12 protein-coding genes are annotated in these 12,999 nt (G+C 39.3%); 9 read left to right on the forward strand and 3 right to left on the reverse strand.

The annotated features are described in order from the left end of the window. Nucleotides 1-238: 238 nt before the first annotated feature. The 3 genes from NPUN_RS27235 to patX all read left to right on the forward strand — a co-directional run bounded on the left by NPUN_RS27235 (nucleotide 239) and on the right by patX (nucleotide 4,182). Nucleotides 239-1,684, forward strand: a complete 1,446-nt coding sequence (locus NPUN_RS27235; RefSeq protein WP_012411646.1) for a sensor histidine kinase — start codon at nucleotides 239-241, stop codon at nucleotides 1,682-1,684. Nucleotides 1,685-1,987: 303 nt separating this feature from the next. Continuing rightward, the gene (locus NPUN_RS27240; RefSeq protein ID WP_012411647.1) at nucleotides 1,988-3,847 is read left to right on the forward strand and encodes an FAD-dependent oxidoreductase; all 1,860 of its coding nucleotides are present in this window, start codon (nucleotides 1,988-1,990) and stop codon (nucleotides 3,845-3,847) included. Between the two features lie 107 nt (nucleotides 3,848-3,954). Then, the gene (gene patX / locus NPUN_RS27245; protein ID WP_041565664.1) at nucleotides 3,955-4,182 is read left to right on the forward strand and encodes a heterocyst-inhibiting protein PatX; all 228 of its coding nucleotides are present in this window, start codon (nucleotides 3,955-3,957) and stop codon (nucleotides 4,180-4,182) included. Nucleotides 4,183-4,938: 756 nt separating this feature from the next. On the opposite strand, the gene NPUN_RS27250 is transcribed toward patX, so the two are convergent. Continuing rightward, a complete protein-coding gene (locus NPUN_RS27250) occupies nucleotides 4,939-5,997 on the reverse strand; it encodes a class I SAM-dependent methyltransferase (RefSeq protein WP_012411648.1) in 1,059 nt (352 codons plus the stop codon). A gap of 290 nt (nucleotides 5,998-6,287) precedes the next feature. Between NPUN_RS27250 and gifA the strand changes: the two genes are divergently transcribed. Next, a complete protein-coding gene (gene gifA, locus NPUN_RS27255) occupies nucleotides 6,288-6,488 on the forward strand; it encodes a glutamine synthetase inactivation factor IF7A (protein ID WP_012411649.1) in 201 nt (66 codons plus the stop codon). A gap of 131 nt (nucleotides 6,489-6,619) precedes the next feature. On the opposite strand, the gene glnA is transcribed toward gifA, so the two are convergent. Next, on the reverse strand, nucleotides 6,620-8,041 hold the full coding sequence (glnA, locus tag NPUN_RS27260) for a type I glutamate--ammonia ligase (protein ID WP_012411650.1): 1,422 nt from the start codon (nucleotides 8,039-8,041) through the stop codon (nucleotides 6,620-6,622). Between the two features lie 357 nt (nucleotides 8,042-8,398). On the opposite strand from glnA, the gene apcB reads away from it, so the two are divergent. The 5 genes from apcB to NPUN_RS27285 all read left to right on the forward strand — a co-directional run bounded on the left by apcB (nucleotide 8,399) and on the right by NPUN_RS27285 (nucleotide 12,618). Then, on the forward strand, nucleotides 8,399-8,908 hold the full coding sequence (gene apcB / locus NPUN_RS27265; RefSeq protein ID WP_012411651.1) for an allophycocyanin subunit beta: 510 nt from the start codon (nucleotides 8,399-8,401) through the stop codon (nucleotides 8,906-8,908). Nucleotides 8,909-9,144: 236 nt separating this feature from the next. Next, nucleotides 9,145-9,621, forward strand: a complete 477-nt coding sequence (locus NPUN_RS27270) for a hypothetical protein (protein ID WP_012411652.1) — start codon at nucleotides 9,145-9,147, stop codon at nucleotides 9,619-9,621. Next, complete coding sequence (locus NPUN_RS27275) at nucleotides 9,618-11,792, forward strand: Z1 domain-containing protein (RefSeq protein ID WP_012411653.1); 2,175 nt, start codon at nucleotides 9,618-9,620, stop codon at nucleotides 11,790-11,792. The genes NPUN_RS27270 and NPUN_RS27275 overlap by 4 nt, the downstream gene beginning before the upstream one ends. Nucleotides 11,793-12,040: 248 nt before the next feature. Beyond that, the gene (locus tag NPUN_RS43655) at nucleotides 12,041-12,295 is read left to right on the forward strand and encodes an element excision factor XisH family protein (protein WP_234711159.1); all 255 of its coding nucleotides are present in this window, start codon (nucleotides 12,041-12,043) and stop codon (nucleotides 12,293-12,295) included. Continuing rightward, nucleotides 12,283-12,618, forward strand: coding sequence for a XisI protein (locus NPUN_RS27285; protein ID WP_012411655.1), 336 nt, complete (start codon nucleotides 12,283-12,285; stop codon nucleotides 12,616-12,618). The genes NPUN_RS43655 and NPUN_RS27285 overlap by 13 nt, the downstream gene beginning before the upstream one ends. Nucleotides 12,619-12,681: 63 nt before the next feature. Here NPUN_RS27285 and NPUN_RS41045 read toward each other — a convergent pair whose 3' ends face one another. Continuing rightward, the gene (locus tag NPUN_RS41045; protein ID WP_148220362.1) at nucleotides 12,682-12,909 is read right to left on the reverse strand and encodes a hypothetical protein; all 228 of its coding nucleotides are present in this window, start codon (nucleotides 12,907-12,909) and stop codon (nucleotides 12,682-12,684) included. Between the last annotated feature and the right edge of the window lie 90 nt (nucleotides 12,910-12,999).

Below are 12,999 nucleotides of genomic sequence, written 5' to 3' on the forward strand. Positions count from 1 at the left end.
ATATTGATTTGGGCAAAATGATCTCAGGCTCTTTCTATGACAGTAGATTTGGCCAAATTCTCTAATGATAACTTCTTCACCAGTAAATTCATAGATATGAGCAACTGTACCAAAACAAAATCTCTGCATGGCTATCGCATTTTCAAGTTACTTTACTCTGGTAATAGACAAATCAATTCACTGTATTGAGATATGGATAGCTTTCTCAATGTTTAAAACTAAAAAATAGTGAATCAGTATGTCTATTGAAGAGTTAAATCAAGAGTTAACCAGATTACGTCAATGCCTTCAGCAACTAACAACAGATAATGCTGAACTACGCCATGCAGTTCTAGAATATACTACTCAATTAAAGCAACACAAGAGCGAACAGCAAGCTGCACTGCATGAGCGCCAACGGATAGAAGAACAACTGCAAACTACTCAACAGTTTCTGTATTCTGTGATTCAAACCATGCCTGTAGCAGTTTTTGTCAAAGATGCGGCTGATCTGCGAATTGTCTTATGTAATCAAGCCGCAGAAAAGTTAGCTGGTGTCAGTGCTGATGAAATTCTAGGAAAGAACGACTACGACCTATTTCCCAAAGAAGAGGCCGATTTTTTTACCCAACGAGATCACGAAGCACTTAATAGCAAAACATTATTAGAGATTCCTGAAGAAATAATTCGGAAAAAAAGCGGCGAAACCCGTATTTTACAGATTAAAAAAGCTCCAATTCTTGATTCTCAAGGTCAGCCTAAATATTTACTAGTGGTTCGAGACGACATTACAGAAGATAAACAAGCAGAAGCTCAACTCAAACAGCAAGCAATAGAACTAGAGCAAACTCTCAAAGAATTACAAAGTACTCAAGCTCAACTTATCCAAAGTGAGAAAATGTCGTCTTTGGGTCAATTAGTTGCTGGAGTTGCCCATGAAATCAATAATCCAGTAAATTTTATCTATGGCAATTTAACTTACGCTAACCAATATATCCAACAACTACTGAATCTACTTCATCTTTACCGCATAAACTATCCCAATCCTGCTCTTGAAATTCAAACGACAATTCAAGAGATGGAATTCGATTTTTTAGTCGAAGATTTGCTGAAATTACTCTCTTCAATGGAAGTCGGTGCTGAACGCATACAGCAAATTGTGGTTTCTCTTCGTACCTTTTCGCGGCTAGATGAAGCTGAGTTAAAAGCAGTGGATATTCATCAGGGTATTGACAGTACACTGAGTATTTTGGAGCATCGTTTGAAAACTAGAGCCAATCATGTCCAAATTCAGGTTGTTAAAGATTATGACAATTTACCTTTAGTTGAGTGCTATGCTGGCCAGCTAAATCAAGTATTTATGAATATTTTGTCCAATGCAATTGATGCTTTAGAAGAGCCATTAATTCAAGGTAAACTCTCGCATAACCAGCCACAAATTCGCATTTGTACTCAACAACTGAATCCTCAAAAAATAGTTATTCGGATCATCGATAATGGCCCTGGTATTCCTGAACAAGTTAGACAAAAGTTATTTGATCCTTTTTTTACTACCAAAGATGTGGGGAAAGGTACTGGTTTAGGTTTATCAATTAGCTATCAGATTATTACCGAGCGGCATGGTGGTTCGTTAGAGTGTGTTTCTTCTCTTGAAGGGGGAGCAGAACTTATTATTACAATTCCAGTTGCACAACCCAAACAGTAATTTGGATTCAAAATGTGTGATTGCAGATATCTGGAACATAGCGAGGATTTGGGGGATTGGTCAACTAAAATTCGCAATTTGCAATGACGCTCTTTCGTCGCTAACGCTGCGAAGATCGCAATTTGCAGTTAAAAAAATATAAAGTTTATAAATCGAATCAGGAATAAGAATTTATTCTGTGTTATTTAGAACCAAGTTTCGCCTGAAAGCCTTTAATGCTCAGTATCTGAAAAATAAAATAATTTATCTATTTGATGCCAAGCTATCTGGGGGAATATAACGAAACTCCAGTGAGGTTAAGCAATGGTTAATCAGACATACACAGTTGATGTCTTAGTTGTCGGTGGAGGAACCGGAGGCACTGCGGCTGCTATCCAAGCGGCGCGACGGGGAGCTAAAACGATATTGGTGAGTGAATTTCCTTGGTTGGGGGGAATGCTAACTTCGGCTGGGGTGCCTGCACCCGATGGCAACGAATTAGAAGCCTTTCAAACGGGTTTATGGGGTGCGTTTTTGCAGGAATTGCGGCAACGGCAGCCCGGAGGATTAGATAACAGCTGGGTAAGCTTTTTTAGTTACGATCCTCAAATTGGGGCAGAGATTTTTGCAGATTGGGTGCAGGAATTACCAAATCTGCACTGGATTTCTGGACAAGTACCAATAGAGGTATTTCGCCAAGGCGATTCTATTACTGGTGTGCGCTTTGCTGATTTTGCTGTCATAGCCAAAATTATTCTCGACGGTACAGAATTAGGAGATTTATTAGCTTTAGCTGAGATACCTTACCGTTGGGGCTGGGAATTGCAATCTGAATGGGGAGAACCAAGTGCCCCAGTGGTTTTTAACTCTTTCACCCAGAAATATCCTGTGCAAGCGCCCACTTATGTAGTGATTATGCAAGACTTTGGTGATGCTATGTCTACGACATTCACTGAGCGATCGCGTAGCGTTTCGCAGAGAAGTCGAAGTGCGGGCGTAGCTGCGGCACCAGAAATTCCGGCTGCCCCTAACTATAATCTATCCCAGTTTACAGATGCTTGGGATGGCTATGGAGCAGAGACATTTTTGAATTATGGACGTTTGCCTGGTAATCGATTCATGATTAATTGGCCAATCTGTGGCAATGACTACGGCCAAGGATTAGGGCGGCTGATAGAGTCAGATGTGTCCAGAGGTGAATTCATCCAAGAATCTCGCTGGCATAGCCAAAATTTTGCCCATTTTATTCAAAATCAGCTTGGTCGTCGCTATGGTTTAGCAGAAAAAGTATTTCCTCACGCCCCTACAGCTTTTGCACTGCATCCCTATTATCGGGAAAGCCGCCGCTTATTAGGACTAACTACTGTCCGAGAACAGGATATTTTGCCGATTGCTGGGGGAAGAGTTGCATCTATATTTAATGATGCGTTCGTCCCTGGCGTTTGCGAAGCAATCGCAGTTGGTAACTACGCCAATGACCATCATTATCCTGGTGTTCAATTTTCACTACAACCAAAATCTATCCGTTGGGGCGGGCGTTGGACTGGAACACCCTTTACAATTCCCTACAGTTCCCTAATTCCAGCCACAACAGATGGTTTTTTAGTTTGTGAAAAGAACATTTCTGTCTCTCACATTGCCAATGGCGCTACCAGATTACAACCTGTGGTTATGGGCATCGGTCAAGCAGCAGGTATGGCGGCGGCGATGTGTGTTGAGTTAAACTGTCAGCCGAGGCATTTACCTGTTAGATCGCTGCAAACAGCTTTATTAGAGGATAATCGTTCAAAAACAGCAATTATTCCTTTCTTTAATCTTCCACCCAATCGTTCGGATTGGCTGCACTGGCAACTGTATTACTTAAATAACCCACAAGCCTATCCAGATAGTGGTTATTGCCCTTGCCCATCGGAGAATGAGTACCGTGACTCTGCTTTTGATAAGGCATTAATTCGGGAAAGTAACTGTTTTCAAGGCATTTTCTCCCGCTTGGAACAGCAGGAATACAGATTTGCTGTCACAGCGCCAACCGCATATCAAGGGCAAAATTGGCAGCTTGTGACTTTGCGATCGCATATCGACGAGCAATTACGCACTTACCCCCACGAACAATTAGTTACATTGTGGGGTCGTCAGAACCACTTTGGTAATTGGTTATTAGTCGAACATTTAAACGGAGGATAAGAAGAGTTTATTTTCAGTAAAACAGAATACTTTTTGATTAATTATCCGGATATTAATCAAAAAGCTAAGTATCAGTGAAGTGGAGAGTTCCAAAATAGACATTTGCTATGCGTGCTGCCATTTCACTTTTAGTATCGAGTCTGGTGTTCGGCCCCTTAGCTTCTAACTGCCAAGCAATGGTCAATCACTTATCAACTGGGCTACTTTCCACGCCTACTTCGGAACAGTGGCTCTCGGCAGCATCTGAACAAAATCCAGATGATGCGCCACGTCATCGCGGTAGTGGGCGTAGGGAAGTGACACAAAAATTCGGAAATACCTATGTTGTGGTTTAACTACTGTAGGATAATGCCTGTTTTTCAAAAAGAACCAAAGTTCCAGAAAACACGATGTTATGCCAACATATTTGACACAGCTTTTCTGACAGAGATATATACAGTTGACACGCGAAAATCTTCAGCGATCGCTTAGTATTTCAACTGCAAGCTTTGTATATCATTCGTTGGTCTTTTAATCTGGCGATCAAAACGCAAATAAAATTAAGTGTCTTGATCAACAGCATTAACAACTCCCAAAAGCTACATAACTGTTGCTTATATTCGGTCGGAAGCTCTGCATCTCAATCCTTAACGGCTCTAGAAATAGATGTTATTTAGACTATCAGTTAATCTAAAGCACGTCTAATTCAAACATTTTGCTTGCTAAGGAAATAGTCTTAAGGCAACTTCATTCACTTTATTCCCCAATATCTTTTCTTCTCATACATTGAGTAGCTGGCTTCTATATGAGCAACTAATGGGTCTTCACTTCGACGCGTGTTTAGCGTCCTTTACCTAAGCATAAAATCCCTTTCGTTCCATTTGAGCCTATCTAGGACATGGATTCGCACAAGTAGTATAGATTGATTGCACTTGGCAACAAATATTACTATTTATGAGCTACTCTTGCACCCTGGTTCGTTCTCCTCGAAGAATTTGCTAGATAATCTCACTCATCTTAATTATTCTACACCCAATGACAGATGCAAAATTTTGCATCTGTCCTTTTTAGGTAAAGTTTCCTTAAAGAAAAGGCAATGAAAAGGTATTGTTTCAAGCTGGCTTATGAGCAATGAAATACTTGCTCATAAAATGGTCTTGTATCTCAATATTCTCAAAGCCTACTCTCTGTAAACGCTCTACCAAGTTATCAGTGGTGTAATGCTTGTAATAGGGTTCATGGAAAGTTTCAGGAAAAGAGTCCATCATATATTCCAACTCAGGTGAATCACTCAACTGAATGGAGTCACAGATAATAAAGACTCCGCCTGGTTTTGTTACCCGGAAGCATTGCTCAATAACTGTCTGACGTACAGATGCTGGTAACTCATGGAAGAGAAAAACAGAAGTTACAGCATGAAAATAATTATCTACATAAGGTAACTCTTCGGCATTGCCTTGCAAAAGTTGCGGTAGTTCTCCTGGGATTTGCGATAGTAGTTCATTTGCTTTCCGCAAATAAGCTGGTGACAAATCTGTGCCAAACAGAGATGCTTGAGGCAAGGCTGCCCGAATTAACTTTAAAGTCCGCCCAGTTCCACAAGCTACATCCAAAATACGGACTTGCTTTGGTGTAAACGAATCAAAAGCTTTCAGCCCTTGCTTGAGAGGAGCGAGAATTCGCCGCCGCATCGCATCAGCTGCCCCACCAAAAAGAATTTCTACTTGTAAGTCATATAAATTGGCTGACAAGTCACTTAAATAGCCATTGCTTTGGTGATGGAAGTTCTGCACGTAGTAGCTGGGATAACCATCTGTGTCAATTTCGGGCGAAAAATCTTGATAATTTTGTTGTTTAAGCCGCTCCCAGATTTGAGGAGAATCTAGCCACACTAGAGGATAGTAGGAAAAAAAGTCTTGCCAGGGGTTATCAAACAATAAACTTTCCGGGTAGACACCTTTTTGGGCATCTTGCCAGTCTGTTTCGAGCAGCTGGTTCAATCTCTGTTGAAGCTTGACTAAAAGCTCATTTGGGATGGGTTTGGTCTTTTGTTGAAGTGTCGGATACACCAGGTTCCTCAACTGTGAACTTAATATCTTATGAGCCAGACCAAAGTAATTTTTACCCTGCTGAAAGGTCTGATAAGTCAGCTTAGTTAAACTCTCAGGCATAAAAATAGCTTAAGTTTTGATTACTTTTATGTAAATAATTGTAACGAAAAAATTACCTCCTGTTGGAAAAGTAAAAGCTCCCAGGCAAGACAAACTTGAAGCCAGATGATTTTAGCCATCAGAGATAGATTTAGGAAGATTTTTCCAGCTTTGGGGACAAATGGCTAATATTGTCAGCAAAGCAAAACATAAATTTATGTAAAAAGTAGCTTATGTTACAGAATTTTTGTTATGTTAGTCTTGTAAGAAAACAAAAATTATATTTTCACAAAATAGAGAGGACTATGGTTATGTCTATCGCAGATAAATCTCGTGCATTAATGGTGCGTGAACATCAGCAAGTCAAGAATCGGCAACAATCAATGCTGATGCGGGCTGCACAAGAACTTGGTCTTCCTGAAGAAGTATCTCACTACTGGAACCCAATTCAAGGAAAGGTAGATGCTAGTAGTCGGATGATTTATGGTCCCAGCCACGCTTCCATGAGCTAAGTTTCAAGAGTTTGAAGCTAGATTTTTTGAGTGAATATCTCAACTGGCAACTCTGGAAAAAAAAGCCACCCTGTACTCTAGGGTGGCAAAACTTATTAATTTTAGTTAGATACGATTCTTAATTTAATTAATTAAGCATCGTAGTAGAGGTAAAACTCATAGGGATGAGGACGTAGCTGTAACTGCTTGGCTTCGTTAAGCTTATAGTCAATCCAATTTTCGATAAAGTCTTCCGTGAAAACGCCTGATTCTGTCAAGAAACCGTGATCGTTTTCTAGTGCTTGCAATGCCAGTTCTAAAGAACTTGGAGTTGAGGGAACCTTTGCAAGCTCTTCTGGAGAGAGTTCATAGATATTCTTATCTAAGGGTTCACCAGGATGGATTTTGTTCTTGATACCATCGATACCAGCACAAAGCATTGCAGCAAATGCCAAGTAGGGGTTAGATGTAGCATCTGGACAACGGAATTCTAAACGCTTGGCTTTGGGGTTCTTACCAGATAGAGGAATACGGATAGAAGCAGAACGGTTCCCTTCGGAGTAAGCCAAGTTAACAGGAGCTTCATAACCAGGTACTAGGCGCTTGTATGAGTTGGTGCTGGGGTTGGTAATTGCTAACAGCGCTGGTGCGTGTTTGAGAAGACCACCGATGTAGTACAATGCCATGTCGCTCAAACCGGCATACTTATCACCTGCAAACAGAGGTTGGCCGTCTTTCCAGATGGACTGGTGACAGTGCATTCCTGAACCGTTATCGCCAAAAATCGGTTTTGGCATGAAGGTAACGGTTTTGTTGTGTTTCTTGGCAACGTTCTTGATGACATATTTGTAAGTCATCAACCAGTCAGCCGCTTCGATCAACTTACCAAAACGGAAACCTAGTTCGCACTGACCACCAGTAGCAACTTCGTGGTGATGTTTTTCAATGGGTACACCTAATTCTGCCATTGTCAACAGCATCTCTGTACGAATATCTTGGAAAGAATCCGTCGGTGCGACTGGGAAGTAACCTTCTTTGAAGCGTGGTTTGTAACCCAAGTTGGGTTTTTCGGCTGTACCCTCTTTACCGGAATTCCAAGCACCTTCTTCGGAGTCTAAGAAGTAGTAGCCTTCGTTAGCGGTTTGGGCAAACCTAGCACTATCAAAGAGAAAGAACTCAGCTTCAGGGCCAAAGAAGACTGTATCACCGATGCCACTGGCAACCAGGTAATCTACTGCTTTTTGGGCAATAACCCGTGGGCAACGGTTATAGGGTTCACCCGTCCGGGGGTCTTTAATACTACAAATTATACTTAGTGTTGGCACTTCCATGAATGGGTCGATCCAAGCAGTGTTGGGGTCGAGTACCATCGTCATGTCCGATTCGTTGATCGCTTTCCAACCCCGGATGCTGGAACCGTCAAAAGGTACGCCATCAGTGAATGCAGTTTCATCGATTTGGTTTTGGTACAGTGTGAGGTGCTGCCAAGTCCCTACTGTATCGATGAATTTGAGATCAATCAGCTGAATTTTTTCATCTTGAATTTTCTTCAAGAGTTCTTGTGGTGTAGTCATTGTTACTCCTTCTCTACCAATTTCCTAAAGTCAACCAGAATCTTACATTGCATCCTAACCCTGCTGATCTCAATCAGACCGTGACACACCAGAAATATCTTAAATAGTAGACATTAGCGGATTTTGTAGCTTATGTTACAGATATCTGGATTATCAGGTTATATTAACCTTTCAGCGCTCATCTGTACAAAACTGGAAAGTTCATCATATAGGGGTCAACTTTGGCATAGAATCCTTAAATAGTGGATAGATTGTTTTTGTGCCGAATCTATTTTAAATAGCACAAAAATTTACTGGTGCGTGAGTGCAGCCAAATAAATATCAAACCATAAATAGCAAGGATTGGGAGAAAAAAGAATGCGCGATGCGGTAACAAGTTTAATTAAGAATTATGACTTAGCTGGTCGGTATTTTGACCGGAATGCGATCGATAGCCTAAAGTCTTACTTTGACAGTGGTACAGTTCGAGTACAAGCGGCGGCAGCGATAAATTCGAATGCAGCTGCACTTGTCAAGCAGGCGGGTTTGAAGTTATATGAAGAACTGCCAGAATTGATTCGCCCCGGTGGAAATTCCTATACAACTCGTCGTTATGCGGCTTGTCTGCGTGATCTAGATTACTACTTGCGCTACGCTACCTATGCGCTAGTTGCTGGGAACACAAATGTATTGGATGAACGAGTGCTACAAGGGCTACGGGAAACTTACAATTCTCTAGGCGTGCCTATTGGGCCTACGGTTCGCGGTATCCAAATTCTCAAGGATCTGATTAAGGAGCAAGTAGCAGCAGCAGGTGTGGTTAATACTGCTTTTGTGGATGAACCATTTGATCACATCACACGCGAGTTGAGCGAACAGGATATTTAGCATCTAGCCTTGGTGACTAAAAATCGCGGAACTATACAAACAAAGTTTGTGTAAGCATACTTTACAGACATCGCACTTTGGCTTGATTGGCAAGGTGCGTTTACTTTTCTTAAAGCAAAAAACTATTTGTCGTCTCACAAATTAATTGCATTACAACGAAAGTAAGTACTGGAAAATTTTTATACCTGCTCGTATGATATTTATTATTGATATAAATAATCTTTGGCAACAGTTATATGAGTATTAATGATCTAGAATTTCTGCACGGTGCAGCTTTTCTTCGACTACTGAAAGGAACATCTGATATCTCTATTAGTTATTTATCTTATATTCATTCATCTCTTTATACTATAAAAAGCTTAAATCAAGAATCAGCGATTCTATTTAAAATATCAAAAAAACCGACTTCTTCATGGTCATTTAGCTTCAGTTCACAGGAAGAAAATGCGCTGACAGCATTTCGTGAAAATTATCCTGATGTCAAACTTTTTATAGCATTGATTTGTCATCGGGATGGCGTTTGTTGCCTATCAGAAAAACAACTATGGACAATTATTGATCCTAGTGAGGGTTTAGCCAAGCAGCGTGTTTCTGTAAAAAGAGAAGTAAGAGGGAGTTATTATGTTAAAGGTACGGGGAGAGTTCCCTTAGAGCAGACAGTCCCTCAAAATAATTGGCCTGACGTAATTTTATCAACATCAAATAATTTATGATACCCACTCAGATTGAAACTAATGGCGGCTGTATTGATAAATTAATTAAGAGATTAGAGAAACAAATTGGACAAAAAGAAGCGAATAAACTTAAAGAAACTGCTATTGAAATTGTCCAAAATTGTGTCAAAATTTACTCTGAAAATTTTGGTAATGGTGATGTAGGTGAAAATAGTACAGGTTTAGTGAGCCAACCTTATAAAGGACAAGACCCTATTCCTAATGGTACAACCGGACTTATTTATGGTCGTGTTCAAAGTGGTAAAACTAACACAACTATTGCAACTTTAGCACTGGCTCATGAAAATAATTTTTGTTGTTTTATTATTTTAACCTCCGATAATACATGGTTAGGAAAACAAACGGCTAATCGTTTCAATAATCAAGTTCAAGGAGGCCCTGTTTTCTTTGATTGGGAAGCATGGAAAAAAGATCCCGATAGTTTTGCAGAGACTAAAATAGTACCCTATATCAAAGATACAGGTGTTGTATTAGTTTCTACAAAAAATGGTCATCACTTGGATAATTTATTGAAGGTTTTAAAAGCAGCAAAGGTTAGAGGTGTTCCTACTTTGATTTTTGATGATGAAGCGGATAACGCTAGTTTAAATACGAATGAATCTAAACAAGCTAAAAAAGGAAAAGATGCGATTGATGATAGTAAAATTTTTGAGACGATAGGTAAAATTCGTCAAGAGGTTGCTAATCATATTTATATTCAAATCACAGCAACTCCCCAAAGTCTTTTGTTACAAAGCCTTCCTCATTTTTGTAAGCCAAAATTTTGTGCAGCATTACCAGAGCCAGGAGATAGTTATATGGGAGGAGAGTTATTTTTCGCTGATAAAAGTAAATACTGTTGTATTGTAGATTCTGGAGAAATTAACCAATTAAAGAAACAAAAAGGTGCAATAAATCCGGGTAATAAATGGATAATTCCCGATGGATTAAGACTTGCACTTTGTTGTTTCTTCTTAGGTTCAATTTACAAAATGTTATCTTCTGGAAAAGAAGATGAGAAATATTCTTTTCTTGCTCATGTCTGTTATAAACAAGATATCCATAGTGTATTAGAAAAGGTGATTAGCCAATTTGTAATTAATTTAGATCAAGCAATTCGAGAGAAGAGTTCAGATACAGAAAATAAACAAGCCCGAAAATGGTTAGAACAAGCTTATGACGAGCTAAAGAAAACTGCTGATAATTTACCTCCAATTACTGAACTGATAGATGAATTAAAAATTCAACTAAGACACGCAATCCCTAAAATAATTAATGCAAACAACCCCGAAAAAGAGCCTAATTATAATCCAGGTATGAATATCTTAATTGGGGGAAATAGATTAGGTAGAGGTGTGACGATTAATGGTCTAATGGTAACTTATTATGGGCGTGATGCGAAACAAAAAGTAATGGATACGGTTCATCAACACGCTCGAATGTATGGTTATCGTCCACAATTAAAAGATGTGACTCGTCTCTTTCTACCAGAACATATACTAGACGCTTTTCGTTCTATTCACGAAGCAGATGAAGGGATGCGTCAAGCAATTGGAGATGATATTCATAATATTCAACTTCAGCCTGTTTGGATAGGAGGAAATCTCAAAGCAACTCACTCTAATGTTTTAGATCCTTCAGTCATTAATGTATTAGTACCAGGTTCATTAATTTATCCTCAAAATCCCGCTTATAAAAAAGAGGAAATTGAGCATAATTTTAAAGAAATAGAGGCACTTTTAATAAATTATCAAGATAATAATTTATATGTTGAAGTAGATATAGACCTGATAATTAAAATTATCAGTTATACAAAAAGTTATTATATTCCCTCTGAAAAATGGGAAGATAAACGTATAATCAAAGGTCTAACAGATATGAAATCAAAGGGGATGATAAAGGGGCGTTTAAATGTTCGCAGAGGTGAGAGAAATAAAAATCAAGGATTAGATATGCCCAGAAAAGAGCCTTTTAAATGGATGTTTGGCTTTGGTTCAGGTAATTGGTACATAGAAGCTCAGAAGAAATATCCTGATGTACCAACTTTAATTATTTGCTATCAAAAAGGTGAAAAAATTACAGGATGGGATAGTCATCCTATATATCTACCTATGTTAGTTTTACCTAAACAAAAATTTGTTTTAATGTTTAATTATGATGAGGATGAATAGGTGATATTTTGAATTAGCGATCGCACCTCTGTAAAAAAGTTTTGCTAGATTAAAGCTGTGTTTTTGGAGCTATCTTTCGACTAATGCCAGCCAGAGACATCTACCACGCCGCAGTCATTAAAGCACTTATAGCAGATGGTTAGACAATAACCAACGATTCCTTATACCTCGCTTATGGGGATAGATAACTTTACGTAGATATTGGAGCAGAAAAAGTTACCATTGCTGCTGAGAGGGATAATCAAAAAATAGCTGTTGAAATCAAAAGTTTTCTGAGTCCTTCTCCCGTGAATGACCTCCAGGAAGCTGTAGGACAGTATGAAGTTTATCGCAGCGTGCTTAAAGAACTACAACCAAAACGCCAACTTTATTTAGCAGTTCCCAAGCGAGTCTATGAAGGTATATTTTCCGAACGCTTTGGTCAGCTAATTCTTAATAGTATAGGAATAAACCTAATTGTCTTTGACGAGCAACTAGAGAGGATTATCAGATGGATAAGCTAGCTCGGTATCGTGAAATTATTCGTCAGTTGATATTTGACTATGCTGGTCACAAACCTGCTAATGGTCAAATAGAGACTGAAGCTGTCATTGACTCGGAGCGAGACCACTACGAAGTACTACATATTGGTTGGGATGGAGTACGCCGCGTACATGGTTCAGTGGTACATATAGATATTATTAATGATAAAGTGTGGATTCAATATGATGGTACTTCTCAGCCAGTGGCAGAAGCATTATTAGAAGCGGGTATTTTGCGCGAAGATATTGTTTTGGGTTTTCATCCTGCTGAACTACGGCAATACACGGATTTTGCTGTATTTTAATTATCTTTAATTGTGTAATTCTCAAAGAAGAAAGAAGCAATAAACTTGATCCTAGCGATCGCTTTAAATGGCGATCGCAGATGAAAGAATCGACTTTAGAAAGGCTAAGAATTTTAAACAAGCTCTAGCTGATTTGAAAGTGCTGTTAGCGGTAGCAGGGCGTTTAGCCCGTGCTGAGTAATAATCATTGAGTGGCGATCGCTCTAAAAGGAACAAGTGACAGCCGCAGGCATGATTAATTCTAGCTTTGCGGATGAACTGTTTAATCACATCACACGCGAGTTGAACCAACAGATATTGAGTAATTCAACAAGCAGTATAAAATATAGCGATCGCACTTTTGTCTTTGTTGGGAAAGAGCGATCGCTTTTTTAATTCAAG

The sequence above is a fragment of the Nostoc punctiforme PCC 73102 genome (assembly GCF_000020025.1).
Lineage (GTDB): Bacteria > Cyanobacteriota > Cyanobacteriia > Cyanobacteriales > Nostocaceae > Nostoc > Nostoc punctiforme.